The organism is Streptococcus sanguinis, from assembly GCF_019928825.1.
GTDB classification, from domain to species: Bacteria; Bacillota; Bacilli; order Lactobacillales; family Streptococcaceae; genus Streptococcus; species Streptococcus sanguinis_L.
The window spans coordinates 281,690-307,689 of sequence record NZ_JAHZOP010000001.1 but is presented as its reverse complement, the minus strand read 5'-3'; the positions used below and the strand labels follow the sequence as shown (position 1 = coordinate 307,689).

25 protein-coding genes and 3 pseudogenes are annotated in these 26,000 nt (G+C 45.3%); 27 read left to right on the top strand and 1 reads right to left on the bottom strand.

Going from position 1 to position 26,000, the window contains the following annotated elements; genetic code table 11:
* Window positions 1–9 precede the first annotated feature (9 nt).
* The 27 genes and pseudogenes from hflX to K1J09_RS01350 all read left to right on the top strand — a co-directional run bounded on the left by hflX (window position 10) and on the right by K1J09_RS01350 (window position 24,625).
* Window positions 10–1,248 carry a GTPase HflX gene (gene hflX / locus K1J09_RS01480; RefSeq protein ID WP_223322521.1) on the top strand — a complete coding sequence of 413 codons (1,239 nt, stop codon included), beginning with the start codon at window positions 10–12 and terminating at the stop codon, window positions 1,246–1,248.
* Window positions 1,241–1,864: a cystathionine beta-lyase gene (locus K1J09_RS01475; RefSeq protein WP_002897333.1), complete on the top strand. Its 624-nt coding sequence runs from the start codon at window positions 1,241–1,243 to the stop codon at window positions 1,862–1,864. Before hflX ends, K1J09_RS01475 begins: the two co-directional genes overlap by 8 nt.
* 10 nt (window positions 1,865–1,874) lie before the next feature.
* Complete coding sequence (rnz, locus tag K1J09_RS01470; protein ID WP_125434335.1) at window positions 1,875–2,804, top strand: ribonuclease Z; 930 nt, start codon at window positions 1,875–1,877, stop codon at window positions 2,802–2,804.
* Entirely contained in the window at window positions 2,801–3,556 is a 756-nt protein-coding gene (locus K1J09_RS01465; RefSeq protein WP_223322522.1) for an SDR family NAD(P)-dependent oxidoreductase, read from the top strand. Before rnz ends, K1J09_RS01465 begins: the two co-directional genes overlap by 4 nt.
* A 6-nt stretch (window positions 3,557–3,562) precedes the next feature.
* Window positions 3,563–4,273: a class I SAM-dependent methyltransferase gene (locus K1J09_RS01460; protein WP_223322523.1), complete on the top strand. Its 711-nt coding sequence runs from the start codon at window positions 3,563–3,565 to the stop codon at window positions 4,271–4,273.
* A gap of 58 nt (window positions 4,274–4,331) precedes the next feature.
* Complete coding sequence (locus K1J09_RS01455) at window positions 4,332–5,183, top strand: acyltransferase family protein (RefSeq protein WP_223322524.1); 852 nt, start codon at window positions 4,332–4,334, stop codon at window positions 5,181–5,183.
* Entirely contained in the window at window positions 5,153–5,371 is a 219-nt protein-coding gene (locus K1J09_RS01450; RefSeq protein ID WP_050547164.1) for a hypothetical protein, read from the top strand. Before K1J09_RS01455 ends, K1J09_RS01450 begins: the two co-directional genes overlap by 31 nt.
* A 94-nt stretch (window positions 5,372–5,465) precedes the next feature.
* Window positions 5,466–6,056: an HD domain-containing protein gene (locus K1J09_RS01445; RefSeq protein ID WP_223322525.1), complete on the top strand. Its 591-nt coding sequence runs from the start codon at window positions 5,466–5,468 to the stop codon at window positions 6,054–6,056.
* Window positions 6,057–6,161: 105 nt separating this feature from the next.
* Window positions 6,162–8,384, top strand: coding sequence for a single-stranded-DNA-specific exonuclease RecJ (recJ, locus tag K1J09_RS01440; RefSeq protein ID WP_223322526.1), 2,223 nt, complete (start codon window positions 6,162–6,164; stop codon window positions 8,382–8,384).
* Between the two features lie 272 nt (window positions 8,385–8,656).
* On the top strand, window positions 8,657–9,169 hold the full coding sequence (locus tag K1J09_RS01435) for an adenine phosphoribosyltransferase (RefSeq protein ID WP_002906315.1): 513 nt from the start codon (window positions 8,657–8,659) through the stop codon (window positions 9,167–9,169).
* Window positions 9,170–9,316: 147 nt separating this feature from the next.
* The gene (gene metA / locus K1J09_RS01430; protein ID WP_124765543.1) at window positions 9,317–10,258 is read left to right on the top strand and encodes a homoserine O-acetyltransferase MetA; all 942 of its coding nucleotides are present in this window, start codon (window positions 9,317–9,319) and stop codon (window positions 10,256–10,258) included.
* Window positions 10,259–10,266: 8 nt separating this feature from the next.
* Complete coding sequence (locus tag K1J09_RS01425) at window positions 10,267–10,947, top strand: DnaD domain-containing protein (RefSeq protein ID WP_002897343.1); 681 nt, start codon at window positions 10,267–10,269, stop codon at window positions 10,945–10,947.
* A gap of 67 nt (window positions 10,948–11,014) precedes the next feature.
* Window positions 11,015–11,803, top strand: coding sequence for a glutathione-dependent disulfide-bond oxidoreductase (gene yghU / locus K1J09_RS01420; protein WP_049541139.1), 789 nt, complete (start codon window positions 11,015–11,017; stop codon window positions 11,801–11,803).
* 139 nt (window positions 11,804–11,942) lie between these two features.
* Window positions 11,943–12,632: a tRNA (adenine(22)-N(1))-methyltransferase gene (locus K1J09_RS01415; protein WP_049541137.1), complete on the top strand. Its 690-nt coding sequence runs from the start codon at window positions 11,943–11,945 to the stop codon at window positions 12,630–12,632.
* Window positions 12,619–13,416: a Nif3-like dinuclear metal center hexameric protein gene (locus K1J09_RS01410; protein ID WP_124765541.1), complete on the top strand. Its 798-nt coding sequence runs from the start codon at window positions 12,619–12,621 to the stop codon at window positions 13,414–13,416. The genes K1J09_RS01415 and K1J09_RS01410 overlap by 14 nt, the downstream gene beginning before the upstream one ends.
* 11 nt (window positions 13,417–13,427) lie before the next feature.
* Window positions 13,428–14,522, top strand: coding sequence for an NAD(P)/FAD-dependent oxidoreductase (locus K1J09_RS01405; protein WP_223322527.1), 1,095 nt, complete (start codon window positions 13,428–13,430; stop codon window positions 14,520–14,522).
* 1 nt (window position 14,523) lies between these two features.
* Window positions 14,524–15,055 (top strand): annotated as a pseudogene (locus K1J09_RS01400) (NUDIX domain-containing protein).
* 22 nt (window positions 15,056–15,077) lie between these two features.
* Window positions 15,078–15,902, top strand: coding sequence for a ZIP family manganese transporter TmpA (gene tmpA, locus K1J09_RS01395; RefSeq protein WP_125378403.1), 825 nt, complete (start codon window positions 15,078–15,080; stop codon window positions 15,900–15,902).
* Between the two features lie 134 nt (window positions 15,903–16,036).
* Entirely contained in the window at window positions 16,037–16,906 is an 870-nt protein-coding gene (rfbA, locus tag K1J09_RS01390) for a glucose-1-phosphate thymidylyltransferase RfbA (RefSeq protein ID WP_009659475.1), read from the top strand.
* A 4-nt stretch (window positions 16,907–16,910) separates the two neighbouring features.
* A complete protein-coding gene (locus tag K1J09_RS01385; protein WP_009443641.1) occupies window positions 16,911–17,504 on the top strand; it encodes a dTDP-4-dehydrorhamnose 3,5-epimerase family protein in 594 nt (197 codons plus the stop codon).
* Window positions 17,505–17,743: 239 nt separating this feature from the next.
* Window positions 17,744–18,790, top strand: coding sequence for a dTDP-glucose 4,6-dehydratase (gene rfbB, locus K1J09_RS01380; protein WP_002933399.1), 1,047 nt, complete (start codon window positions 17,744–17,746; stop codon window positions 18,788–18,790).
* A 203-nt stretch (window positions 18,791–18,993) separates the two neighbouring features.
* On the top strand, window positions 18,994–19,593 hold the full coding sequence (locus tag K1J09_RS01375; RefSeq protein ID WP_223322528.1) for a hypothetical protein: 600 nt from the start codon (window positions 18,994–18,996) through the stop codon (window positions 19,591–19,593).
* A gap of 90 nt (window positions 19,594–19,683) precedes the next feature.
* Window positions 19,684–20,097: pseudogene (locus K1J09_RS01370) on the top strand (GNAT family N-acetyltransferase); the annotation flags it as partial.
* A gap of 1 nt (window position 20,098) precedes the next feature.
* Window positions 20,099–20,350: pseudogene (locus K1J09_RS01365) on the top strand (copper homeostasis protein CutC); the annotation flags it as partial.
* Between the two features lie 32 nt (window positions 20,351–20,382).
* Complete coding sequence (locus K1J09_RS01360; protein ID WP_223322529.1) at window positions 20,383–21,054, top strand: MmcQ/YjbR family DNA-binding protein; 672 nt, start codon at window positions 20,383–20,385, stop codon at window positions 21,052–21,054.
* 87 nt (window positions 21,055–21,141) lie between these two features.
* The gene (locus K1J09_RS01355) at window positions 21,142–22,884 is read left to right on the top strand and encodes an ABC transporter ATP-binding protein (RefSeq protein WP_223322530.1); all 1,743 of its coding nucleotides are present in this window, start codon (window positions 21,142–21,144) and stop codon (window positions 22,882–22,884) included.
* A 1-nt stretch (window position 22,885) separates the two neighbouring features.
* Entirely contained in the window at window positions 22,886–24,625 is a 1,740-nt protein-coding gene (locus K1J09_RS01350) for an ABC transporter ATP-binding protein (RefSeq protein WP_223322531.1), read from the top strand.
* Between the two features lie 51 nt (window positions 24,626–24,676).
* On the opposite strand, the gene K1J09_RS01345 is transcribed toward K1J09_RS01350, so the two are convergent.
* Window positions 24,677–25,996: an aminotransferase-like domain-containing protein gene (locus K1J09_RS01345; RefSeq protein ID WP_223322532.1), complete on the bottom strand. Its 1,320-nt coding sequence runs from the start codon at window positions 25,994–25,996 to the stop codon at window positions 24,677–24,679.
* Window positions 25,997–26,000 lie beyond the last annotated feature (4 nt).

Here is a 26,000-nt window from a genome sequence, read left to right as displayed (position 1 = left end):
GGATATGAGATGATAGAAACAGAGAAAAAAACAGAGCGTGTCTTTCTGGTCGGTGTGGAACTGGCAGACACGGAGAATTTTGACCTATCTATGGAGGAGCTGCAAAGTCTAGCTAAGACTGCAGGAGCTGAGGTAGTCGGCTCCTATAGCCAGAAGCGGGAAAAGTATGACAGCAAGACCTTTGTCGGATCTGGCAAGTTAGAAGAAATCCGACAGATGGTTGATGCCGAAGAGATTTCGACTGTCATTGTCAATAATCGCCTGACACCTCGCCAAAATGTCAATCTGGAGGAAAGCTTGGGCGTTAAGGTCATTGACCGTATGCAGCTGATTTTGGATATTTTTGCCATGAGAGCTAGGAGTCATGAGGGCAAGCTGCAAGTTCATTTGGCCCAGCTCAAGTACCTCCTGCCTCGCTTGGTTGGCCAGGGAATTATGCTCAGCCGTCAGGCAGGTGGAATCGGCTCCCGCGGTCCTGGTGAAAGCCAGCTGGAGCTCAATCGACGCAGTGTACGCAATCAGATTCATGATATTGAGCGCCAGCTCAAGGCAGTGGAGAAAAATCGGGCGACCGTTCGTGAAAAACGGTTGGAATCCAGTCTTTTCAAAATCGGCCTCATCGGTTATAGCAATGCTGGCAAGTCTACGATCATGAACTGCTTGACTAGTAAGAGTCAGTATGAGGCTGACGAACTCTTTGCGACGCTAGACGCCACGACTAAGAACATCAACCTCAGTGGCCAGCTCAATGTCACTCTGACAGACACAGTTGGCTTCATTCAGGATTTGCCTACAGAGCTAGTATCTAGCTTTAAATCCACACTGGAAGAGAGCAAAAATGTCGATTTGCTGGTCCATGTTATTGACGCCAGCGACCCTCATCATGAGGAGCACGAAAAGACTGTCCTCGACATCATGAATGAGCTGGACATGCTGGATATTCCCCGGCTGACTCTTTATAACAAAGCAGACAAGACGGAGGATTTTACTCCGACCCTGACTCCTTATTCTTTGATTTCGGCTAAGGCGGACAATAGCAGAGCTCTTTTGCAGCAAGTCCTGCTGGAGCGGATGAAAGAGTTATTTTTGCCTTTTACAATCAAGGTAGCGCCTGCTAAAGCCTACAAGATTCATGATTTAGAGAAAGTCGCGATTATGGGGAATCGAGAATACATAGACGATGTCGAAGTCGTTTCAGGCTGGATTGCCGAGAAAAACAAATGGAAACTGGAAGAATTTTATGACTGATTATATTGACCTGGCCCTCAAATACGGCGGTTTTACAAGCCTAGACAGGGTCTACTTAGAGCAAGTGTTGGCTGGCCTGACAGAGGAGCAGAAGCGTAGCTTTATCACTCCGCCCCCCAGTGTTATCAATGCTTACTTTGCTGAGCTTTATCAAAAGAAAAGTCCGGAAGCCGCGACAGCCTATTTTCTAGAAATTACTCAAGCGCTGGACTTGTGGAATGCGGAGCCTAGCTTTGTAGAAAGCAAGCCTTTTGTACGAGTTAATCTTTCTGGCAAGTCCTTTGGATTTTGCTATGAGAGCGAGGAAGTTGGCTTGGTCTTCCCTGAAAAGCCAGAGCCAGTAACAGCCGATTTACTCTTTGAAATTGCCCAAGTCTTTCCACAGTACTTGGTCTATGAAGAAGCTGGGAGAATAAAAATGGTGCCTCTCAAATCTGAGTCGCAAGTCGTGGATAGTCAGGCGCTGACTGCTTTGACTGATTGGCAGCAGCTAGCTGATGGCAGCCAGAGAGTTCTGGGCTACAATCAAGATGAAGTCAGTCAGCTGGCTCAGTCCTATGCTGGTAGAAAATACTATCACTCGCAGAATCGTTCTGCCATGATTTATATCATTTAGAAAGAAAAACATGCAATTACAATTTTTAGGAACCGGAGCCGGTCAGCCATCCAAAGCTCGCAATGTGTCCAGCCTTGTCCTCAAGCTGTTAGAGGAGATCAATGAGGTCTGGATGTTTGACTGTGGTGAGGGGACCCAGCACCAGATCTTGGAGACGACAATTAAACCGCGCAAAATCAGCAAGATTTTTATCACGCATCTGCATGGCGACCATATTTTTGGCTTGCCGGGTTTTCTGTCCAGTCGTTCTTTTCAGGCTAATGAAGAGCAGACTGACTTGGAAATTTATGGTCCCAAAGGCATTAAAAACTTTGTCCTGTCTAGCCTGCGCGTGTCTGGCTCTCGTCTGCCTTATCGGATTGATTTTCATGAGTTTGATGAAAACAGTCTGGGCAAGATTCTTGAAACGGACAAGTTCACAGTTTATGCGGATAAGCTGGATCACACAATTTTCTGTGTGGGGTATCGGGTGATGCAGAAAGATTTGGAAGGAACGCTGGATGCAGACAAGCTAAGAGAGGCGGGCGTACCTTTTGGTCCTCTCTTTGGTAAGGTCAAGAACGGTCAGGATATCGTCCTAGAAGATGGGACCAAAATTATTGCAGCAGACTATATCTCAGCTCCTCGTCCAGGCAAGACCATTGCTATTCTGGGTGATACTCGGAAGACTGCTGCCAGCGTCCGTCTGGCAGTGGCAGCAGATGTGTTGGTCCATGAAGCGACCTATGGCAAGGGAGACGAAAAATTGGCCCGCAATCACGGTCATTCTACCAATATGCAAGCCGCAGAAGTAGCCAAGGAAGCAGGTGCCAAGCGCCTTCTCCTCAACCATATCAGTGCTCGCTTTCTAGCCAAGGACATCAGCCAAATGCGTCGCGATGCCAGTGCTGTCTTTGAAAAGGTCCATGTGGTCAAGGACTTGGAAGAGGTTGAGATATGAGAACCATCATCATCACAGGGGCTAGCGGTGGACTGGCTCAGGAAATGGTTAAGCTCTTGCCCCATGACCGACTGATTTTGGTCGGACGGAGCAAGGCTAAGCTGGAAAAACTATATGGAGAAAGAGAAAATCTTGACCTAGTGGAACTGGATATCACGGATAGCTCAGCTTTGGAAAGATTTGCGGAGCGGATTGACAGTCAGTACGGTCGTGTTGATGTTCTGGTCAATAACGCTGGCTATGGGATTTTTGAAGAATTTGACAAAATCAGATCAAGCGATATTAAGTCCATGTTTGAGGTCAATACCTTTGCCCTGATGAATCTGTCCCGTATCTTTGGAGCTCGCATGAAGCAGGCAGGTCAAGGACATATCGTCAATATCGTTAGTATGGCCGGCCTCATTGCAAGTAGTAAGTCCAGTCTTTACTCAGCGACCAAGTTTGCAGCTATTGGTTTTTCCAACGCCCTGCGTTTGGAGCTCCTGCCTTTTGGTGTTTATCTCACGACGGTGAACCCAGGTCCTATCAAAACTTCCTTTTTCGATCAAGCAGATCCTGACGGTTCCTATGTAAAAGCAGTCAACAAGTATATCCTTGAGCCTGACTTTGTAGCGAGCAAAATCGTTAGTTCCTTTGGCAAAAAGAAGCGGGAAATTAATCTACCTGGGATTCTCAATCTAGCTCATAAGCTTTATACTCTTTTTCCAAGAATTGCCGACAAGATGGCAGCCAATATGTTTAACTATAAGTGAGGTTTTATGACAGCTAATCTACAAGCTTACAAAGCTCATCTGCAGGCGCCTTGGGGCAAGCTTCAGTATGATATTGTTTTTGCCTTTCTAGAGTCACTGAAGGACAAGAAAATCCTGGATTTCGGCAGTGGTTTTGGAATTGTGGCTGATTTTCTAGCGGAAAAGAACCAAGTGACCGCCATCGAGCCGAACCCAGAAATGATTGCTGAGCGAAAGCAGAACTTTTCCTATGAGCAATTGCATGGCAGCTTGGACCTTCTGCAAACATTGCCAGACCAGTCTTTTGATGTCATCGTATGTCATAATGTCTTAGAGTATGTATCTGCCCCTGCTCTTTATTTAGCAGAATTTTCCCGCCTCTTAAAAAAGGACGGCAAAATTTCTCTGGTTAAGCATCACGAGGTTGGACGCATTATGCATACAGTGGTTTTTGAAAATGACCCAGAAAAGGCCCAGCAGCTTTTGGCGGGGCAGGAATATCAAACTCACAGTATGGGGACTGCTAAGGTTTATCAGGTTCAGGAAGTTATCTCAGGTCTTCCATTAGAAGTTGAGGATTATCAGGGAGTACGAATTTTTTACGGGCTGCAATCCAATGACTACAAAACTGCCCCTGACTGGGCTGAAAAGATGCTTGAGATGGAGCTAGCAGTCTGCAACCAATCTCCTTATCGGGACATCGCTGCCTTTCAGCATGTTTGGCTAGTCAAGTCCTAGGTCAAAGGAAAATAGTGTTCATTTACATCTTAAACAAACTTCGTAAGGAGAAATCTTGGTGCAAAGGAGAGAAGTCATAGAGCCAGAGCAACCTGTCAATTATGCCCTGCTCAGCCTTTTTCAATATATCGCTTCCGTTTTGGTAATTCTGGTTCACTGTCAGAGGCTTTTTGAACATGAAGCTCTACATTTTATTCAGAAGAGTATGTTTGGCCGCATGGCGGTCCCTTTCTTTTTAATTTCTTCAGCCTATTTTTTCCAAGTACGCTGGAAGCGAGAGCACGGTTCTACGAAACTGACTCTGTATATCAAAGGCATTTTAAAGGTCTATGGCTTTTGGAATTTGGTCTATCTTCCCTACGCTTTGACTTACTTCCAATCTCTGCACTTGCCTCTCTACCTAGCACCGCTGGCTATTCTAGCAGCGCTCTTCTACATCGGAATGAGCTACCAGCTCTGGTATATTCCTGCCTTTCTCTTAGGTTTGCTGCTGGTCCATTTTTTGTATAGGAAGTTGGGTCCCAAGAAAACATTTTCCCTTTTGTTAATTCTCTACGTCTTAGGTGCTATTGAGACATATCACGCCTATCTGGCGCCTAGTCTGCTGACGGACTGGTATGATGCTTATGCCAAGCTCTTTTTCACTAGCAGGAATGGCCTCTTCTATACGCCTATTTTTATCTATTTAGGCTACTTTCTAGCTGATTACGGGCAGATAGCCTTATTTCAGAAGAAACGCTGGCTGTTTCTTCTGTTGGCAAGTCTTTTCCTAGTAGGTGAAGGAGTTCTGGTTTACATGAGGCAGGGACTGGATAAAAATTTTTTCTTTGCTCTCATTCCCTTTACGCTTTTCTTATTCAATTGGCTGTTAAAAACACGGTGGAAGCGCGAAAAAACTGGCGACATTTAAAAGATCTAAGTATCCTTTATTTCTTCCTCCATCCTATCTTTATTGAGTTGTCTTTCTTTCTGCTCAAATCCCAGCAGCTGACCAAGTGGGAAAATGGCCGTTGGGCCTTCCTTCTGACGATTATCCTGACCCACCTGACATCAGAGTTGGTGATTCGATGGCAAGGAAAAAAAACAGAAAAGAAGTGAAAGTTTAGTTTTTTGAAGATGATCATATAGAGCGTTAAGAGCAACTATCAATTTTGAATAGAATTAACTATAAAATATTTCAAAGGAGTTCTACATGCTTGAACGTCTACAACAGCAGCTGGCTTTTACCAATGAGCTGGAAAAGCTGAAAGCCACTCATCGCAACAATCGAACCTTGGACGCCTATCGTTTTGAGAATTCTGCTGAGCATAGTTGGCAGGGGGCGCTCATGGCGCTAGTTTTTCGAGAATATATCCCCGAAGAGGTCAATCTGGAAAAGGTCATGTCTATGTTACTGATTCATGATTTGGGGGAAATATATGCTGGCGATACCTTTATCTTTGACGACTTGGGCAAGAGCGATTCTTACGATAGAGAGCTGGAGTCCTTGAAAATCAGTTTGGACAAACTACCATCAGATCAGCAGGATTCCTTTTTAGAGCTTTGGCAGGAATTTGAAACCGGCATTAGCATAGAGGCTAAATATGCCCGAGTGCTGGATGCTCTGGTTCCCCTGCTCAATCACTTGGAAGTTGCTCAGCCCCATGACAATCCTCATGACCTGACCAAGTCGCAGGTCATCGCTAAGAAATCCTTTATCCAAGAAACCTCTGAAAGTCTTTGGAAATTGGCTCAGGAAGTTATTGATAAAAGCGTTGCTAAGGGACTTTATCTAGATGAGTGAGGCTGAGAACCTTGCTCGAAGATAAGAAGTTTGAGACTGGTTGAACCAGTCTTTTCATGTTATAATATTCAGACAAGATTGAACGGAGAAAGTGTTTCACTTATCATGATTAGCTCAAAATACGACTGGCAGTTTGCCACTAATTTTACAGACGAAAAATTTCTAAAAAAGGCTAAAAAAGCTGGATTGGCCCCCGCCGCTGCCAGTCTTCTTTACCAAAGAGGTGTGCAGACTGAAGAAGCTTTACAGGAATTTTTGGAGCCTAGTTTAAACCAGCTTCATGACCCTTATGACCTGCATGATATGGAGCGGGCAGTGGAGCGCATTCGTGCAGCGATTGAGAATTACGAGCAGATTTTGATTTATGGCGATTATGATGCTGATGGGATGACCTCAGCATCTATTGTCAAGGAAGCCTTGGAGCAGTTGGGGGCTGAGTGTCAGGTCTACTTGCCTAATCGCTTTACGGATGGTTATGGTCCTAATAGCAGTGTTTATAAGTATTTTATTGAAAATCAAGGTATTTCGCTCATTATTACAGTGGACAATGGTGTTGCGGGACTTGAAGCTATCGATCTAGCCCAGTCTCTGGGCGTGGATGTGATCGTGACGGATCACCACTCCATGCCTGAGGAGCTGCCAAACGCCTATGCGATTGTCCATCCGGAACATAGCGGAGCGGATTATCCTTTCAAGCATCTGGCTGGTTGCGGGGTGGCATTTAAGCTGGCAACAGCCTTGTTGGAAGAAGTCCAAGTCGAACTTTTAGACTTAGTAGCCATCGGTACCATTGCCGATATGGTTAGTCTGACGGGAGAAAATCGGATTCTGGTTAAATATGGCCTTTCTGTTCTCAAAAATACCCAGCGAGTAGGTCTTCAGGAACTCTTCAAAATAGCTGGTATTCAGCCTGATGAACTGGATGAAGAAACGGTTGGCTTTCAGCTTGCCCCCCGACTCAATGCCTTGGGACGATTGGATGACCCCAATCCAGCGGTTGAGCTTTTGACTGGCTTTGATGATGAAGAAGCTCGTGACATTGCACTTATGATCAACCAGAAAAATGACGAGCGCAAGGAAATCGTCCAGCAGATTTATGAAGAAGCGCAAACCATGCTGGACCCTAAGAGACCAGTGCAGGTGTTGGCCAAGGAAGGTTGGAACCCTGGTGTGCTAGGGATTGTCGCTGGGCGCTTGCTGGAAAAGCTGCACCAGCCAGTCATAGTGCTTAATATTGAGGATGGCATCGCTAAGGGCAGCGCCCGCAGTATTGAAGCGGTCAATATCTTTGAGGCCTTGGACAGCCACCGTGACCTCTTTGTAGCCTTTGGTGGGCATGCTGGAGCGGCTGGAATGACCCTTGAAGCAGACAAACTAGCAGAGCTATCTGATATCCTGACAGCCTACATCTTAGACAATGATTTAGATTTGACTGGCAAAACAGTCCTGTATTTGGACGAGGAGCTGCACCTGCCAGAACTGACCCTGGATACACTCAAAAGCTTTGAAAGACTGGCTCCTTTTGGTATGGACAATAAGAAGCCGCTTTTTTACCTCAAGGATTTTAAAGTGGACAATACTCGGACTATGGGAGCTGGCAATAGCCATCTCAAGCTAAAAATTTCTCAGGGAGATGCTACTTTTGAAGTAGTAGCTTTTGGGCAAGGAAGCCTGGCGACAGAGTTTGCCCAAACCAAGAATCTGGAGCTGGCTGTCAGCCTCTCTGTCAATAAATGGAATGGACAGACCAGTCTCCAGCTCATGCTGGTAGATGCCCGTGTGGACGGTGTTCAGCTTTTCAATATCCGTAGCAAAAATGCGACGCTGCCTGACAAGGTTCCAGTCTTGCGTTTCACAGAGGAATTTCCAGATTTGACAAATAGCAGAGCAGTTGTAGTTTACGACTTTCCTGATGATTTGCAGGTCTTGAAGAAGATTCTTCAGTCTCAGGATTTTGAAGCGATTTACTTTAAAAATGAGATTGCCAAGCCATACTATCTGACTGGTTATGGCAACCGTGAGCAGTTTGCCAAACTCTACAAGACAATCTATCAGTTCCCCGAGTTTGATGTTCGCTATAAGCTAAAGGATCTGGCAGCTTATCTGAAAATTGATCCTATTCTCTTGATCAAAATGATTCAGATTTTTGAAGAACTGGGCTTTGTCAGCATCACAGAAGGCGTCATGAAGGTCAATAAGGAAGCTGAAAAGAAAGAAATTGAAAGCAGTCGTATTTACCAAGATCTCAAGCGCCTAGTCAAAGAGCAAGAACTCATGGCTCTGGGCACTGTGCAGGAGATTTATGATTATTTGATGGAAGCAGACTGAAAATTGTTCAGGTAATCACGTTAAAAAGTGAATGACTTGGACCTATGTCTCAGCATGTTAGGGAAAAGGAAGTTTCGCTCTTTGAGTTGACAGAAGAAATTATAAAGAATAACCAACTCTATATCAGCCTCAATATGGTGGTCTATGAGTGACTCAGACATGATTTTTTAGATTAAATAATAGATACCAATAAAAAGTAAGTTTTCTATTACCATTTGGAGGAAAAAGTGATATAATAGAGAGTAAAAAATTTTTTTGAAAGAAAGTATATCATGAATTTAAAAGATTACATTGCAACAATCGAAAATTATCCAAAGGAAGGCGTGACATTCCGTGATATCAGCCCATTGATGGCAGATGGAAATGCTTATAGCTACGCTGTTCGTGAGATTGTGCAATATGCGACAGACAAGAAGATTGACATGATCGTTGGACCGGAAGCTCGTGGCTTTATCGTGGGCTGTCCTGTTGCCTTTGAGTTAGGAATCGGCTTTGCTCCAGTCCGCAAGCCTGGCAAGCTTCCTCGTGAGGTTATCTCAGCTGACTATGAAAAAGAGTATGGTATGGATACCCTGACCATGCATGCGGATGCTATCAAGCCAGGTCAGCGCGTTCTGATTGTCGATGATCTTCTTGCGACTGGTGGAACAGTGAAGGCAACGATTGAGATGATTGAGCGTCTTGGCGGTGTAGTGGCTGGCTGCGCCTTTCTTATTGAGCTTGATGAACTCAAGGGTCGCGAAGTTATCGGCGATTACGACTACAAGGTTCTGATGCACTATTAATACATAGTTTCTAGCTATATCTAGTTAGAGAAAAAGTATAATTGAAAACTATATCTCCTTTCAGTATAATGAAAGTACATTGGATAAACAAAGAATAGGCTGGAAAAGTATTTCCAAGCCTTTCTAACGATTGAAGGAGATATTTTCATGCCAATTAAGATTGATAAGAAACTGCCAGCTGTTGACATTTTAAGTTCTGAGAATATCTTTGTCATGGATGACGATAGGGCGGACCATCAGGATATCCGCCCTCTGAATATTCTGGTACTCAATCTCATGCCCCAGAAAATGGTGACGGAAACTCAGATACTGCGCCACTTGGCTAATACTCCGCTGCAGTTGACTATTGACTTCCTCTACATGAGCTCTCATCAGTCTAAAACGACACGTGCAGAGCATATGGAGACTTTCTATAAGACTTTTGATGAGGTTAAAAATCGCTATTTTGATGGCTTGATTATCACTGGTGCACCGGTAGAGCATCTGCCTTTTGAAGCAGTGGACTACTGGGAAGAGTTCCAGCAGGTGATTGAATGGTCCAAGACCCATGTCTTTTCGACTCTGCATATCTGTTGGGGAGCTCAGGCTGGACTTTACGCTCGCTACGGCGTTGACAAGCATCAGATGACACGCAAATTATCAGGTGTTTATAGCCAGTTGGCTGACAGCAGTAATCTACTTTTTCGTGGCTTTGACGATGAGTTTTATGCGCCGCATTCCCGTCATACTGAAGTTCTGAAGGAAGATATTGTCAATCTGACCAATCTGGAAATTCTTTCGTATGGAGAGGATATGGGTCTCTCTGTGCTGGCTAGCCGGGACTTGCGAGAGGTGTATAGCTTCGGTCACATGGAATACGACCGCGATACTCTATCCAAGGAATATTTCCGCGATTTGAAGGCAGGGAAGAATCCACACATTCCAGAGAATTATTTCAAAAACGATGATGTCCATGCGACACCGGCCTTGTGCTGGAGTTCGGCCGCTGCACTCTTTTTCAGCAATTGGGTCAATTACGCTGTCTATCAGGAGACACCTTTCGACTGGGAGAGTCCTGAAAATGATGTATCGTTTTTTGCTTATCTATAAGAGGTGACATGACTTATTTATCAGCTTTTAAATCGGGCAATCTAGTAATCCCGAGTGCCCTTCTTTTACATTTTAAGGACATCTTTGATTCCAGCGATGATTTTTTGGTTTGGCAGTTTTTCTATCTGCAAAATACGACTTCCTTGGAAGAGCTGGCGCCTAGTCAGATTGCGGAGCATATTGGCAAGACTCTGTCAGAAGTCAATCGCTCTATGTCCCATCTGACGGAGAAAGGTCTCTTGCAGTATAAGACCATTGAGCTGAATGGAGAGACAGAGGTTATCTTCGATGCTTCACCGGCTTTGGAAAAGCTGGATGAACTGCTGGCAGCCAAAAGTGGTCCGCAGACTGTGGCAAAGGCGCCACAGAATGTTTTGAAAGACTTGGTGGAGACCTTCCAGCAGGAGCTGGGCCGTCTCTTGACCCCATTTGAAATTGAGGACTTGACCAAGACTGTTCAAGACGATAAAACCAATCCTGACTTGGTCAAGGCTGCTCTTCGTGAGGCTGTGTTTAATGGCAAGGCCAACTGGAAGTATATTCAGGCTATCTTGCGCAATTGGCGCAAGGAAGGCATCACTACACTTGCTCAGGTAGAAGCCAAACGGGAAGAACGTGAAGCAGCTAATCCTCAAAATGTGACAGTTTCAGATGATTTCCTCAATGCCATGAATTTGTGGAAGGACTGACTTTATTAGATTTATGGTGGCCTGTTAGATATGACAGGCCCTTGGTTTTATAAAAAAGGAGAAAAGTATGACCTATCAATTGCCAAAAGTCTGGTCTGCTGCGGACAGCGACCAAGGAAAATTTTCAGGTATCAATCAGCCTACTGCAGGCGCGCGCTTTGAGCAGAAGCTTCCTGTCGGTAAAGAGCCTTTTCAGCTTTATTCACTTGGGACTCCAAATGGCGTTAAGGTGACCATTATACTTGAGGAACTACTGGCAGCGGGTGTGACGGAGGCTGCCTATGACCTCTATAAGATCAGCATTATGGATGGCGACCAGTTTGGCTCAGATTTTGTGAAACTCAATCCCAACTCTAAGATTCCGGCCTTGTTGGATCAGTCAGGTCATAAGCCGATTCCTGTCTTTGAGTCAGCCAATATCCTGCTCTATCTGGCAGAGAAGTTTGGAAAGCTGATTCCATCAGACTTGGCTGGTCGGACTGAGGTGCTCAACTGGCTCTTCTGGCAGACAGGCGCGGCGCCCTTCTTGGGGGGTGGATTTGGTCATTTCTTTAACTATGCTCCAGAAAAGCTAGAATACCCCATCAACCGCTTTACCATGGAAGCCAAACGACAGCTGGATTTGTTGGACAAAGAATTGGCCAAGAAAGCTTATATCGCTGGAGATGACTACAGTATTGCTGATATTGCTATCTGGTCTTGGTATGGTCAGTTGGTCCAGGATAAGCTCTATCCAGGCGCAGCTGAGTTCTTGGATGCCACCTCCTACAAACATCTATCTGCTTGGGCGAAGAAGATTGCAGCTCGTCCGGCAGTCCAGCGTGGTTTAGCTGCTGAGTATCAGGAAATCAAATAAAAAAGTGATGAGCAGAACACCCATCATCAAGTGGCGAGAGAAAATCAGTTTATCGAAAGGCTGATTTTTCCTCCGCTGCTTTTTTTATACCCTTAAAAATGATATACTGAATAGAAGAATGTTTAGAAAAGAGTAAGCAATGCAAAAAAAGACTATTTCCCAACGCTTGGAGCGAGTAGCTGCTTTTGTGCCGGATGGTGCTAAGCTTCTGGATGTTGGGAGCGATCATGCCTATCTGCCTATTTATCTGATTCAGGAGGGGCGGATTGAGAAGGCTCTGGCTGGAGAAGTGGTAGAGGGGCCTTTTCAATCTGCCCAGAAAAATGTTGCAGAGCATGGGCTGACGAAGCAGATTGAGGTTCGTCTTGCCAATGGTCTGGCGGCTTTTGAAGCGGTAGATCAGATTGACACCATCGTTATGGCTGGCATGGGTGGTCGCTTGATTTCAGAGATTTTGGAAAATGGCAGAGCTAAGCTTGGGTCTATTTCCCGCTTGATTTTGCAGCCCAATAACCGAGAGGATGAGCTTCGCAGCTGGCTGGTATCTAACGGCTTTCGCTTGCTGGCTGAGGATGTCCTAGAAGAGGCGGGGAAGTTTTACGAAATCCTAGTAGCAGAAGCTGGGCAGCAAACTTTGACAGAGCAAGAAAAGCGTTTCGGACCTTTTCTGATGAAGCAACAGTCACCTGCTTTTCAGCTAAGATGGCAGAAAGAACTGAAAAAACTCGAAGAAGCACTGGCTCGTATCCCAGAAAAAAATGAGTTAGAACGCTTTGCTATGTCCCAAAAAATCGAAAGTATCAAGGAGGTGCTCCATGCTAGCAAGTAAAATCATCGCCCGTTATGAAGCTTACTGCCCGAAAGAGCTGTCCATGGAGGGCGACATTTCAGGCCTGCAAATCGGGACTTTGGATAAGGAAGTGGACAAGGTTCTAGTGGCGCTGGATATTCGTGAGCAGACGGTGGCGGAGGCTATTGAGGCAGGTGCTGGACTGATTATTGTTAAGCATGCGCCTATCTTTCGCCCGCTTAAGGACCTAGTGGCGGATAAGGCGCAAAATCAGATGATTTTAAGCCTCATCAAGCATGATATTGCTGTCTATGTCAGTCATACCAATATCGATGTTGTGGAAGACGGTCTTAATGACTGGTTCTGCCAGCTTCTTGAGATTGAGGAGACAAGTTATCTTAGTCAGACGGGGCCAGATTACGGTATTGGCCGCGTAGGGAAGATTGCTCCTCAGACCTTTGGGGACTTTGCGGCTAAGATCAAGGCAACTTTTGGACTAGATAGTTTGCGTCTGGTCGCTTATGAAGAAGCGGATCTCGAACGCGTGATTGAGCGTATAGCTATCTGCGGTGGCAGCAGTCAGTCCTTTTATCAAGAGGCCATTGCCAAGGGAGCGCAGGTCTACATAACAGGTGATATTTACTATCATACTGCCCAGGAAATGCTGACAGAAGGTCTTTTGGCGCTGGATCCTGGACACCATATTGAGGTTCTTTTTACGGAAAAATTGAAAGCAAAGCTTGATTCTTGGAAGGCAGAAGAGGGCTGGGAGATTGAGATTCTGGCTAGTCAGGCTTCGACCAATCCTTTCCGACATATTTGAGAGGAAGCGATATGAAAAGAGTAGCAGTGATTGGAGCTGGGATTGTCGGCTCAACAGCAGCTTATTATCTGTCCAAATCCCCAGATGTGGAGGTGACTGTCTTTGATGACGGCAAGGGGCAGGCAACCAAGGCAGCCGCTGGCATTATCAGTCCTTGGTTTTCCAAGCGGCGCAATAAGGCTTGGTACAGGATGGCGCGTTTGGGCGCTGATTTTTATCAGGACTTGATTGCGGAACTGAAAGATGCTGGAATCCAGACAGATTTTTACCAACAGACAGGTGTTTATCTGCTGAAAAAGGATGAGAGCAAGCTGCAGGAGCTTTATGATTTAGCTTCTAATCGCCGGGAAGAGTCGCCCTTAATAGGGGAATTGAGTCTTCTCAGTCGTCAGGAAGCGCAGGAGAATTTTCCAGACTTGCAAGGCTTCGAGCGACTTCTCTACGCTTCCGGCGCTGCCCGTGTGGAGGGAGCACTCTTGACGGAGACGCTTCTGAAAGCAAGCAAGGCAGAGTTGGTTGAGAAAAAGGCAAGCTTGACAGTAGATGGAGAGCAACTTCTTGTGGACGGTCGGAGCTTTGACTGTATTATCTTAGCTGTGGGTGCTTGGCTAGGAGAAATCTTGCAGCCACTGGGCTATGAGACGGATGTTCGGCCTCAAAAGGGACAGCTTCGTGATTTTAAGCTGGCTGAAAAGACGGATGACTACCCAGTTGTTATGCCTGAGGGCGAGCTGGATATCATTCCTTTTCTAGCAGGCAAGGTCAGTGTCGGTGCCAGTCATGAAAATGATCAGGGCTTTGATTTAACGGTAGATAAGAAAGTGCTGGATCAGTTGCAGCGAGAAGCGGAAACTTACTTGCCAAGGTTGTCTAATGCAGAGATTCTAGGTGAGCGCGTGGGAATACGGGCTTATACCAGTGACTTTGCGCCTTTCTTCGGAGCTGTACCAGATTTGCTAAATGTCTACGCTGCCAGCGGATTAGGCTCTTCTGGTCTGACAACTGGCCCGCTTATCGGACGCCAATTGGCCCAGATGGCTTTGGGAGAAGCGGGGCTGCTGAATCCAGCTGACTATCCTATTGAGCAGTATGTGAAGAAGGTTTGAAATGACAGAAACTATTTTGAATTGGGTCAATGTTTGTGTGAAAAAAGATGATGAAATTTTACTGCTTAATCGCCAGCATGATAACTTTAAAGGGTGGATACAACCAGGCGGCTTCACCAGTCTGGGGATAGACTGGTGAAGGTTGGTGATGGAAAAAGCTTAGCTTTTTACCTTCGTAAGAGTTTCCAGAATCTTTTTTCGAAGCTGCAAGGCGCGAGTTAAAAGAAGAAACGGGGCTGACTGCTCTAAACTTGGAATTGAAGGGGATTTCAGGCTTCACCAATCCAAGTAAAAAAGAACGGTATGTGTATTACGATTTTCTTTGTACTGCATTTGAAGGGCAAGTCAGGGGAAACGATCATGAAGGGGAGCCCAAATGGTGGAAGATTTCGGAACTTGACCAAATAGATATGCAGGACGACATACGTGAACGTCTGCCTCTCTACTGGCGGAAAGGCTCTTTCGAGCGGATTCATTACTGGAATGAGGAAAAGCACTGTATCGGGGAAACCAAGACGATTTTGTATGATTGATTTCAGAGGATAAGGAGAAATTATGGACTGGTTACGATCGCAGCCTGTGGTTATGCAGGCATTCTTGGCTGGGCTTTTTACATGGGGATGTACCATTGTAGGCTCGGCTGTTGTATTTTTCTTTAAACAAGTCAGTCGCAAGCTGCTGGATATTATGATGGGATTTGCGGCAGGCGTTATGATTGCGGCTTCTTTTTGGTCGCTTCTGGCGCCGTCGATTGAGTATGCCCAAAGTTCTTATGGCAAGCTGTCCTGGCTGCCCGCAGCGATTGGCTTTTTAGTAGGAGGTTTTTTCCTGCGGTTGATTGATGCAGTAGTGCCTCACTTGCACTTGAGCAAGGATATTTCGGAGGCAGAGAGTGTTCCTGAGCATAGCCGAAAGAAGCTGTCCAAGACAGCCCTACTCTTTTTAGCCATTACCATTCACAATTTCCCAGAAGGTTTGGCAGTAGGTGTAGCCTTTGGTGCTTTGGCCGCCAATCCTAGTCCAGAAGCCTTTGTCGGCGCGATTGGTCTAGCTTTGGGAATTGGCCTGCAAAACGTCCCAGAAGGAGCGGCTCTATCCATTCCGATTCGGACGGACGGCAAGTCTCGGCTTAAAGCCTTTTACTGGGGTTCTATGTCCGCGATTGTAGAGCCAATCGGGGCTGTTCTGGGGGCAGTTGCTGTTATGGCTATGACGGCTATTCTGCCTTATGCCCTTTCCTTTGCGGCGGGTGCTATGATTTTCGTGGTGGTAGAGGAGCTGATACCGGATTCGCAGACCAATGGCAATACTGATGTGGCGACTTTAGGTCTGATGGTGGGCTTTGTTCTCATGATGGTCTTGGATGTGGCTTTGGGGTGATACCAACTTGGAATCAAAGAGCGGAAGAAAGCGGAATTTCCGCTCTTTTTCTTTTATTTAAGGGTAGTGAAAAGGATGACATCCGCTTTCAAAAATGGTAGAATAAGGAGAATACATTAAGAGAGGAAACTCATATGAAAGGTATTATTCTTGCAGGTGGTTCTGGTACACGTTTGTATCCATTGACCCGCGCTGCGTCAAAACAGCTCATGCCGGTTTATGACAAACCCATGATTTATTATCCACTGTCAACTCTTATGCTGGCTGGTATCAAGGACATCTTGATTATCTCCACTCCGACGGATCTGCCTCGTTTTGAGGATCTGCTGGGTGATGGCTCTGAGTTTGGTATCAAGCTCTCTTATGCAGAGCAGCCAAGTCCGGACGGATTGGCACAAGCCTTTATCATTGGGGCTGATTTCATTGGAGATGACCGCGTGGCGCTGATTCTTGGGGATAATATTTACCATGGACCAGGTCTGAGTAAAATGCTCCAAAATGCTGCAGCTAAGGAAAAAGGAGCAACTGTTTTTGGCTATCATGTCAAGGACCCAGAACGTTTTGGTGTAGTAGAATTTGATGAGAATATGAATGCTATCTCCATCGAAGAAAAACCGGAACAGCCGCGCTCTAACTATGCAGTGACAGGACTGTATTTCTATGATAACGATGTTGTAGAAATTGCCAAGAACATCAAACCAAGTCCTCGCGGAGAACTGGAAATCACAGATGTCAACAAGGCATACTTGGATCGTGGTGATTTGTCTGTTGAGCTCATGGGACGTGGTTTTGCCTGGTTGGATACAGGAACTCACGAAAGTCTCTTAGAAGCCGCTCAATATATCGAAACAGTTCAGCGTATGCAGAACGTTCAGGTGGCAAATCTAGAAGAAATTGCCTATCGTATGGGCTATATCACTAAAGAGCAAGTGCATCAATTGGCGCAGCCATTGAAAAAGAATGAGTATGGCCACTATCTCTTGCGCTTGATTGGAGAAGAATAAGAAGATGACGGAACAATTTTTTGATAAGGAATTAGCAGCGCGTGAGGTTCCTGGAATTCCTGGAATGTTGGAGTTTGATATCCCTGTTCGTGGAGACAACCGAGGTTGGTTCAAGGAGAATTTCCAAAAGGAAAAAATGCTGCCGCTAGGCTTTCCTGAAAGCTTTTTTGCAGAAGGAAAACTGCAAAATAATGTCAGCTTTTCTCGTAAAAATGTCCTGCGTGGCCTTCATGCAGAGCCCTGGGACAAGTACATCTCAGTCGCAGATGATGGTAAGGTGCTGGGAACTTGGGTAGACCTGCGTGAAGGTGAGACTTTTGGCAATACCTACCAGACAGTAATTGATGCCAGCAAGGGGATTTTTGTGCCGCGTGGTGTAGCCAACGGCTTCCAAGTCCTTTCTGACACCGTTTCTTATAGCTATCTGGTGAATGATTATTGGGCTTTGGAGCTCAAACCGAAGTATGCCTTTGTCAACTATGCAGACCCAGCTCTAGGCATCCAGTGGGAAAACCTAGAAGCAGCAGAAGTCTCGGAAGCAGACAAGAACCATCCATTACTTAAGGATGTAAAACCACTAAGAAAGGAAGATTTGTAAAAAAATTTTTTTCTGATTCATCAATTGATACTAAAATATATGATTTAGCTCAGCTCCTATCCGAGCTCAGCGAGTTAAAGAAATGATTGCCGCTGTGGTGTAAGTCATGTAACAAATTATTTAGTTTGTTACATGACAGGAGATTTTTGAGACATTAGGCTCAAAAATAAGCAATGAAACCGGAGGTTTGCTTGCGTCCCTACCACTTAAGGCAATTATAAAAAAGTTAAGGAATAAAAATGACTGAATACAAAAAAATTATCGTGACAGGTGGAGCTGGTTTTATCGGTTCCAACTTTGTCCATTATGTTTATAATAACTTTCCAGATGTCCATGTGACAGTGCTGGACAAGCTGACTTACGCGGGTAATCGGGCTAATATTGAAGAAATTTTAGGCGACCGCGTTGAGTTGGTTGTTGGAGATATTGCTGATGCAGACTTGGTAGATAAGCTGGCTTCCGAAGCGGATGCTATAGTTCACTATGCGGCAGAAAGCCACAATGACAACTCACTCAATGACCCGAGTCCGTTTATCCACACCAACTTTATCGGAACTTACACACTCTTGGAAGCAGCTCGTAAATACGACATTCGTTTCCACCATGTGTCAACTGACGAAGTCTATGGGGACCTGCCTTTGCGTGAAGATCTGCCAGGTCATGGAGAAGGTCCAGGTGAGAAATTTACCGCTGAAACCAAGTACAATCCAAGCTCGCCTTACTCCTCAACCAAGGCAGCTTCAGATTTGATTGTCAAAGCTTGGGTGCGCTCATTTGGTGTCAAAGCGACGATTTCTAACTGTTCAAACAACTATGGTCCTTACCAGCACATCGAGAAGTTTATTCCGCGCCAAATCACCAATATCCTGAGCGGTATCAAGCCAAAACTCTACGGTGAAGGAAAAAACGTTCGTGACTGGATTCATACCAATGATCATTCATCAGGTGTTTGGACGATTTTGACCAAGGGTCAAATCGGTGAAACTTACTTGATTGGTGCTGATGGTGAGAAGAATAATAAGGAAGTTCTGGAGCTGATTCTCAAGGAAATGGGACAGCCAGCTGACGCTTATGACCATGTGACAGATCGTGCGGGTCATGACCTTCGCTATGCTATTGATGCCAGCAAGCTCCGAGATGAGCTAGGATGGAAGCCAGAGTTTACCAACTTTGAAGCAGGTCTCAAAGAGACAATCAAGTGGTACACGGACAACCAAGATTGGTGGAAATCAGAAAAAGAAGCAGTCGAGGCTAACTATGCTAAGACTCAAGAAGTGATTAAATAAGAATTGGCTATCTATGATGAGCCTTGTAAAACTAGCGCTATGTGATTGAGAGGCTGGGATTATCTGTCCCAGCCTTTTCTCACAGGATTGTTAGCTTTTTAATATGTTTGTTACAGAAAATTATGCAAAAATAGTGTAAAATAAGATAAATCCTTGCTGTGTTTTTGGCTAAAGGGATTTTCTCAAATTAAAGGAATACAAACATGAAAATGGTAAAAAGAGTAGTGGGAATTGCTTTGGTGCTGTTGCTTGCAGCGGTGCTGTTTCTGGTCCCTGCATCTGTTAATCAAAGTGAACAATTAAAAAATGTTCAAGGCAGTGCTTCTTGGATGAGTATTATTGAGCCAGCTTTGAGCAATGCCAATGTGACGGCTCAGGGAGTCAGCACGGAAGTTTCTCTCAATAGCCTCCAGCTTAATCAGGTGCTCAAGTCTTCTCTGACTGACTCTGAGAATCAGGAGTTGCTGAACAGTGTTTACAGTATTGAAGGCAATAAGCTGCGCATCCAGTATCCAGTCAAGCTGCTCTTCATTGACAGTAAGCTGGACCTAGAGGTGGATGTGACGGTGAGAGATAATGTCTTGCACATCACAATCGATAGTGCCAAGCTAGGCTCTCTTCCTATCCCTAAATCTTGGGTGACAGGCATGCTGAAGCAACAAATGCAGGCCTCTAATTCATCTATCACAACGGAGGGAGATAGTTTCCTTCTAGCTCTGCCGCAGAGTCAATTCAGCATTAACAAGATCAGCTTCCAGAACGGTGCTGCTAAAATCCAGTTCAGCATGGGTTATGGAATCTAAAAAAGAAAACTTCATTTGAGGAGGAGTCCTTCCGAATCAAATGGAGTTTTTATACTATTATTTGAGTAATGTCATTGTGAGGGGGAGAAGATGCCTATTCCTAATATCCAGCAAGAGGAGCTGATTGTTATTGATGACAATCTGCGTTTGCGGGCCTATGATGGCCAGTTTGAGTTAGCCTTAGATTGGTACCAAGATCCAGATACGATTTATATGATTGATGGCAGAAGAGACCCCTATCCGCCGGAGCGAGTTCAAAGGATGTATGAGTATTTGGCTTCGCGAGGTGAAGTGTATTTTATTGAGGTTTGGGAGACGGAGTGCTGGCTGGCCATTGGGGATGTGACCTTTTGGAAAGATGATTTGCCTATTATCATTGGAAATGCGGACTACCGTAGGAAAGGAGTTGGCAAGAAAGTTCTTTCTGCTTTGATACAGCGCGCACGCAATCTAGGCTATAAGAAACTAACAGTTCAAGAAATTTATGATTTCAATCAGCCCTCATGCGATACCGGCTGAATACCAGTTTGGCGAAATGGATTGGCTGATTGAGAACGGTGTCCAGCGAATTTTGACCCACGGAGGACCTGCTAATGAGCCGATTGAGGAGCATTTTGCTTGGCTGGACGAATTAATCGAGCATGCCGCTGATCGGATTGATATCATGCCGGGCGGTGGCATTCATCTGGGCAATCGTCAGCAAATTATAGACAGTCTGGCAGTTGACCAGCTGCATGGGACTAAAATTGTATTTTAAGGAGGAGAAGGGCTCTAGCGGCTCCTAATAAAATGTTGGAACTATTTGAAAAATACAAGTCTAATCCAAATAAGCTTCAGACTTACGGTTTTAAGGAGTCTGATGGAGTTTACCATTTCTCGCAGAAGATTATGAAGGGTGACTTTCGCTTGGAGGTGACTATCAGAGATGGGAAGCTGGACTATCAGGTCTTTGACTGTGATACTGATGACGTCTATCTGCAGGTCAAGATGGAGCAGGTGACGGGAGAGTTTGTCGGTCAGGTTCGTGAAGCTTGTCAGGCAGCACTGCTAGCTATCCGACAGCATTGTTTTGATGAAGTTGGTTTTCTCTATGAGCAGAGTAAGCGACTGCGGGATCATGCGGCTGAGGTTTATCAGGGGCAAATAGAGTACCTCTGGGAGAAGTCGTCCAGAAAGAGCTCGACCAAGGCTGGAGTTTTCCGTCACTATGATAGTAAAAAATGGTACGGAGCTTTTCTGACCACAGACTGGTCTAAGTTTGAAGCAGATCGAAGCGGCGCTATTGAGGTGCTGAATGTTAAGAATGACCATGTGGCAGAGCTGGTTCAGAAAAAGGGGATTTATCCGGCTTTTCACATGAATAAGAAATACTGGCTCAGTCTGCCCTTGGATGATACCTTGAGTGATCAGGAAATCTTTGATTTACTGGCTATTAGTTACCAGCTGACAAGTAAAAAATAAAATCGAAGCACAGCGCTCCAATCCGCTGTGTTTCATTTTTCCTCAAAAAACAGTATAATAAAAAGATTAGTAAGAATAGGAGAAATTATGAACCTCATTAGAAAATTAGCCTGGTTTTTTAAGTTGGAGAAGCGGCGCTATATCATCGGTATCTTGGCCTTGTCCTTGGTCAGTGTCTTCAATCTAATACCGCCCAGAATCATCGGTCAGGTTATTGACCGAATTTCTAGCAAACATCTGACTTCTCAAGAGCTACTCTTTAATTTGCTGTTGCTGATTGCTTCAGCTTTTATCATGTACGGCCTACGCTATGTCTGGCGCCTTTATATCTTAGGGACATCCAATAATCTGGGACGGATTCTGCGCTCTCGATTGTTCGAGCACTTTACTCACATGTCTCCCTCTTTTTATCAGAAATACCGAACAGGGGACTTGATGGCTCATGCGACTAACGATATCAATGCGGTTGTCAGTTTGGCTGGTGGTGGAGTCATGTCAGCTGTGGATGCTTCTATTACAGCTCTGGTGACCCTGCTGACTATGTTTTTTGTTTTGGACTGGAGGCTGACTTTGATTGCCATTGTGCCCATGCCTTTCTTGTCGTGGGGCACGGGCTTGATTGGCCGAAAAAATCATGAAAGTTTTAAGGCTGCTCAAGAGGCATTTTCGGATTTGAACAATAAGGTTCAGGAGAGTGTTTCAGGGATTCGAGTGACCAAGTCCTTTGGCTATCAGGAGGCAGAGACTCAGTCTTTTGCCAAGACCAATCAGGAGGTCTACGAAAAAAACGTTTTGGCTGCCAAGTACGATTCTCTTTTTGACCCCTTGGTTTTGCTTTTTATCGGTCTTTCTTATGTTTTGACCTTGATTTTCGGTGGAATTTTTATATCCCAAGGGCAGTTTACCATAGGAGAGTTGGTTACTTTTATCACTTATCTGGATATGCTGGTTTGGCCGCTGCAGGCTACAGGCTATCTTTTTAACATCGGCCAGCGAGGGGCTGTTTCTTATGAGCGGATTGAGAAACTGCTGGCTCAGGAGTCAGATGTCAAGGAAGCTGAACAACCCCTCTCTCATGCGGAAAATGGTCGATTGGATTATGACATTCAGAAGTTTTCTTATTCAGAAGAGGTTAGCCTATCAGATATTCATTTTTCTATCGAGCAGGGACAGACACTGGGAATTGTTGGTCAGACGGGCTCAGGGAAGACCACTCTTCTGCGCTTGCTGCTGCGGGAGCAGGATATTCAGGAGGGGGCTATCTATCTGAATGGCCATGATATCCGGGAGTACCGCCTCAAAGACTTGCGCCGTCTTATCGGCTATGTACCACAGGAACAGATGCTTTTTGCTCTGTCCATTCGGGACAATATCCGTTTTGCTAATCCCCAGCTGACAGATAGTCAAGTTTTAGCTGCCGCTCAACTATGCGGTGTGTATGAGGATATTCAGGCTATGCCAGAGGGGCTGGATACGGTTGTCGGTGAGCGGGGCTTGTCCTTATCTGGTGGGCAGAAGCAGCGTTTAGCGATGAGTCGGGCTATTATTACCAATCCTGAAATTCTGATTTTAGATGATTCCTTGTCGGCTGTTGATGCCAAGACGGAGCATCTGATTTTGGAAAATCTGAAGTCTGAGCGTGCTGGCAAGACAACCATCATCACAGCTCATCGGCTGTCAGCCTTGGTGCATGCAGACCTGATTTTGGTCATGGAAGAGGGACGAATCAAGGAGCGGGGCACCCACCAAGAGCTGTTGGAGCAAGAGGGCTGGTATGCCCAGACATACCATAATCAGCAGCTGGCAGAAAGCTTGAAGGAGGAAGATTAATATGAAAAAGAAAGCAACTTTTCATCGCCTCCTAGGCTACATGTGGCGTTACAGGATAGTGAGCAGTATGGCCTTGACCTTCATCCTGCTGACGACTCTGGTCACAACGGCATTGCCGCTTCTGGCTCGCTATTTTATTGATCAGTTTATTGGCCGCAATCAAGCCTGGGCTGGCCTGCCTTTGCTGGCTCTTTACTATGGCCTTTTCCTCTTGCGGGTGCTTTTTACTTTCTTGGGAAAGTATTTCTTTGCGCGTGTGGCTCAAAGTGTGGTTCGGGACTTGCGACAGGAAAGCTTTGCCAATATCCAGCGTCTGCAAATGGCTTATTTTGATCGAACGCCAGCTGGTGCTATCGTTTCCCGCCTGACCAATGATACTCAGGCAGTCGCAGATATGTTCAGTGAGATTTTTTCTAATTTTTTGAGCTCCTTGCTGATTTTAGTTGTTACTTTGAGCGCTATGTTTGCTCTCAACTGGCAATTGACCTTCATGATTGCTCTCTTTTTACCTTTGATGGCAGCCTCTATCTTGCTTTATCAGCATCTATCCAATCGTCAGCTGAAGCAGGTCCGGAATAAACTCAGCGATTTGAATGTCAAGCTCTCTGAGAGTATTGAAGGGATGCGGATTATCCAAGCTTTTGGGCAAGAGAAGCGCTTGCTGCGGGAATTTGAAGAAATCAACGGTCAGCATTTAGGTTTTACTAATCGCTATCTCAATATCAACAGTCTCTTTCTGAGACCGGCTATGTCCCTGCTGAAAATCCTGGCTTATGGAGTGATTCTGACTTACTTTGGCCTGACTTGGCAAGTGGTGGGAATTACGGCAGGTATTATGTATGCCTTTATCCAGTATGTCAATCAGCTTTTTAATCCTTTGATTGATGTTATGCAGAATTATTCTGTTTTACAGACATCTATGGTTGCTGCAGAGCGGGTTTTTGAAATCATGGACCGCACTGACTACGAGCCTGAGCAGGATAACCAAGACTTGCAAATCCAAGATGGCAGCATCGAATTTAAGCATATTTCCTTTTCTTATGATGGAAAGCGTGATGTTTTGCGAGATATCTCCTTTTCTGTCAAAAAAGGCCAGACGATTGCTTTTGTGGGTTCGACTGGCTCTGGCAAGTCCTCTATTATCAATCTTTTCCTGCGTTTTTATGAGTTTGAGCGGGGGCAGATTTTGATTGATGGCCGTGACATTAAAGACTTTAGTCAGGAGGAGCTGCGGCGAAAGATTGGTCTTGTTTTACAGGATCCCTTCCTTTATCACGGTACCGTTGCTTCCAATATTCAGCTTTACCAAGAGCAGCTGACGCGAGAAGAAATTATAGAAGCGGCTAAGTTTGTAGATGCTCATGGCTTTATCAGTCAGCTCCCTCAAGGCTATGATGCCCCTGTGACTGAGCGGGGAGCGACTTTTTCCAGCGGTCAACGGCAGCTTTTAGCCTTTGCCAGAACCATCGCTACTAAGCCTAAAATCTTGATTTTGGATGAGGCGACAGCCAATATTGATTCGGAGACAGAGGAGTTGATTCAAGCCTCACTGAGAAAAATGCGGCGGGGTCGGACAACCATTGCCATTGCCCACCGTCTGTCTACCATTCAGGATGCTGACTGCATCTATGTCTTAGATAAGGGGTGCATTATCGAATCCGGCAGCCACGAAGAATTGCTAGCTCAAGATGGAACCTACAAGAAAATGTACCAACTGCAGGCCGGAATGATGGAGTTTTGAAGAAAGCCTGATTATAAATAATAGGTGTAGAATTCATTTGGAATTCTACACCTATTTTAAATAGTCTTTTAATTTCTCTACATTTTCTTCTAAGTTATCGTAAGGCATCTTGGCATACTTATAAGGGCAGCTAGCAAGGTAGCTCTGTTCAAAGAAGTCAAGCGGCAAGCCGCTGTGTTTGAGAGCACTGACGGAAGGAAGTGACCTTAAGTCTAGTAGAATGCCGTCCTTGGTCAGATAGCTGGATAGCGGCAGCTGAGCTTGATCAAGCAGCTTTTGCGCATTTCTTGCTTCCTCTTCTTGTAGCTGCAGCAGCGCCAGCCTATTTTTTTCAAACATGAGACTGTCGATGTAGAGCGATAGGGCCTTCTGCATGATGAGGTTGCTGTCGTAGTCCACGGCGCTTTTGTAAGCGATGAAGGTCGTTTGAATCTGGAGTGGAAGGAGCAGGGCAGTAATCCTCAGTGCTGGGAAAAGGCTGGTTGAAAAGGACTTGATGTAGATGACCCGCTGGCTATTATCTAGATAGTGAAAAGTCAGCTCCCGTCGGCTGTCAAAGTCTGACAGGTAGTCATCTTCTACAATATAGACATCATAGAGCTGTGCCAGCCGAAGAATCTCTTCCTTTTCCTGCCGACTGTAAGAGTGACCCAAGGGATAGTGAAAACGCGGGATAGTGTAGAAAAACTTGATCTTTCCGCTTTGAAAAATCTTCTCAAGTTCTTGCAGATTAATACCTTGTGGAGTTCTTTCAATGGTTTCATAAGGAAGTTTTTGCGCTAGCAGAAGATCATTAATCCGATGGTAGGTCGGCTGCTCTACTAAGATACGCTCTTTTTGGTTGGGAAAGTCAATCTGTGAAAGTATATAGAGGGCCTGCTGGGTACCGGAAGTCAGAATCAGCTGATTCCTAGAAGCATAGACAGCAGAGTCTAGCATCAGTTTTTGCACAGAGCGGCGCAGATCCTCCAGTCCTTCCTGCTGAGAGTAATAGTTGAAGAGATAATTTTCCCGGCCAATCAGAGTTTCATTTACACAGAGTCGGAAATCCTCATAGGCTTGGTGGCGGTCATCCCTCACAGGCAGCTCCAAATCCTGCTTTTCTTCCTGAGCATTCTCCAGCACATAGTAGCCGCTTTTGGGAACGGCATAGATATACTTCTGATACTTGAGCTCAATCAGAGCCTTCTGCGCAGTATCCTTACTGCAGTGATAATGCTCTGCAAGCTTCCGGACAGAAGGAATTTTCTGACCAGTTGCCAGTTTTCCCTCTTTAATATCCTTAGTAATCTTATCAATTATGCGTTGGTATTTTGCTTTAACCATGAAACTGTCCCCATACAGATTTGATTTTTTCATATTGTAACTCATTTTC

What these genes read in the sequence shown, in the direction of transcription:
- K1J09_RS01460 (WP_223322523.1), top strand. Translation starts at nt 3,563, where the DNA reads ATGACAGCTAATCTACAAGCTTACAAAGCTCATCTGCAGGCGCCTTGG.
- K1J09_RS01355 (WP_223322530.1), top strand. Translation starts at nt 21,142, where the DNA reads ATGAACCTCATTAGAAAATTAGCCTGGTTTTTTAAGTTGGAGAAGCGG.
- K1J09_RS01475 (WP_002897333.1), top strand. Translation starts at nt 1,241, where the DNA reads ATGACTGATTATATTGACCTGGCCCTCAAATACGGCGGTTTTACAAGC.
- K1J09_RS01435 (WP_002906315.1), top strand. Translation starts at nt 8,657, where the DNA reads ATGAATTTAAAAGATTACATTGCAACAATCGAAAATTATCCAAAGGAA.
- metA (WP_124765543.1), top strand. Translation starts at nt 9,317, where the DNA reads ATGCCAATTAAGATTGATAAGAAACTGCCAGCTGTTGACATTTTAAGT.
- recJ (WP_223322526.1), top strand. Translation starts at nt 6,162, where the DNA reads ATGATTAGCTCAAAATACGACTGGCAGTTTGCCACTAATTTTACAGAC.
- rfbA (WP_009659475.1), top strand. Translation starts at nt 16,037, where the DNA reads ATGAAAGGTATTATTCTTGCAGGTGGTTCTGGTACACGTTTGTATCCA.
- K1J09_RS01415 (WP_049541137.1), top strand. Translation starts at nt 11,943, where the DNA reads ATGCAAAAAAAGACTATTTCCCAACGCTTGGAGCGAGTAGCTGCTTTT.
- K1J09_RS01425 (WP_002897343.1), top strand. Translation starts at nt 10,267, where the DNA reads ATGACTTATTTATCAGCTTTTAAATCGGGCAATCTAGTAATCCCGAGT.
- K1J09_RS01465 (WP_223322522.1), top strand. Translation starts at nt 2,801, where the DNA reads ATGAGAACCATCATCATCACAGGGGCTAGCGGTGGACTGGCTCAGGAA.
- hflX (WP_223322521.1), top strand. Translation starts at nt 10, where the DNA reads ATGATAGAAACAGAGAAAAAAACAGAGCGTGTCTTTCTGGTCGGTGTG.
- rnz (WP_125434335.1), top strand. Translation starts at nt 1,875, where the DNA reads ATGCAATTACAATTTTTAGGAACCGGAGCCGGTCAGCCATCCAAAGCT.
- rfbB (WP_002933399.1), top strand. Translation starts at nt 17,744, where the DNA reads ATGACTGAATACAAAAAAATTATCGTGACAGGTGGAGCTGGTTTTATC.
- K1J09_RS01360 (WP_223322529.1), top strand. Translation starts at nt 20,383, where the DNA reads ATGTTGGAACTATTTGAAAAATACAAGTCTAATCCAAATAAGCTTCAG.
- K1J09_RS01445 (WP_223322525.1), top strand. Translation starts at nt 5,466, where the DNA reads ATGCTTGAACGTCTACAACAGCAGCTGGCTTTTACCAATGAGCTGGAA.
- yghU (WP_049541139.1), top strand. Translation starts at nt 11,015, where the DNA reads ATGACCTATCAATTGCCAAAAGTCTGGTCTGCTGCGGACAGCGACCAA.
- tmpA (WP_125378403.1), top strand. Translation starts at nt 15,078, where the DNA reads ATGGACTGGTTACGATCGCAGCCTGTGGTTATGCAGGCATTCTTGGCT.
- K1J09_RS01410 (WP_124765541.1), top strand. Translation starts at nt 12,619, where the DNA reads ATGCTAGCAAGTAAAATCATCGCCCGTTATGAAGCTTACTGCCCGAAA.
- K1J09_RS01375 (WP_223322528.1), top strand. Translation starts at nt 18,994, where the DNA reads ATGAAAATGGTAAAAAGAGTAGTGGGAATTGCTTTGGTGCTGTTGCTT.
- K1J09_RS01345 (WP_223322532.1), bottom strand. Translation starts at nt 25,996, where the DNA reads ATGAGTTACAATATGAAAAAATCAAATCTGTATGGGGACAGTTTCATG.
- K1J09_RS01350 (WP_223322531.1), top strand. Translation starts at nt 22,886, where the DNA reads ATGAAAAAGAAAGCAACTTTTCATCGCCTCCTAGGCTACATGTGGCGT.
- K1J09_RS01385 (WP_009443641.1), top strand. Translation starts at nt 16,911, where the DNA reads ATGACGGAACAATTTTTTGATAAGGAATTAGCAGCGCGTGAGGTTCCT.
- K1J09_RS01405 (WP_223322527.1), top strand. Translation starts at nt 13,428, where the DNA reads ATGAAAAGAGTAGCAGTGATTGGAGCTGGGATTGTCGGCTCAACAGCA.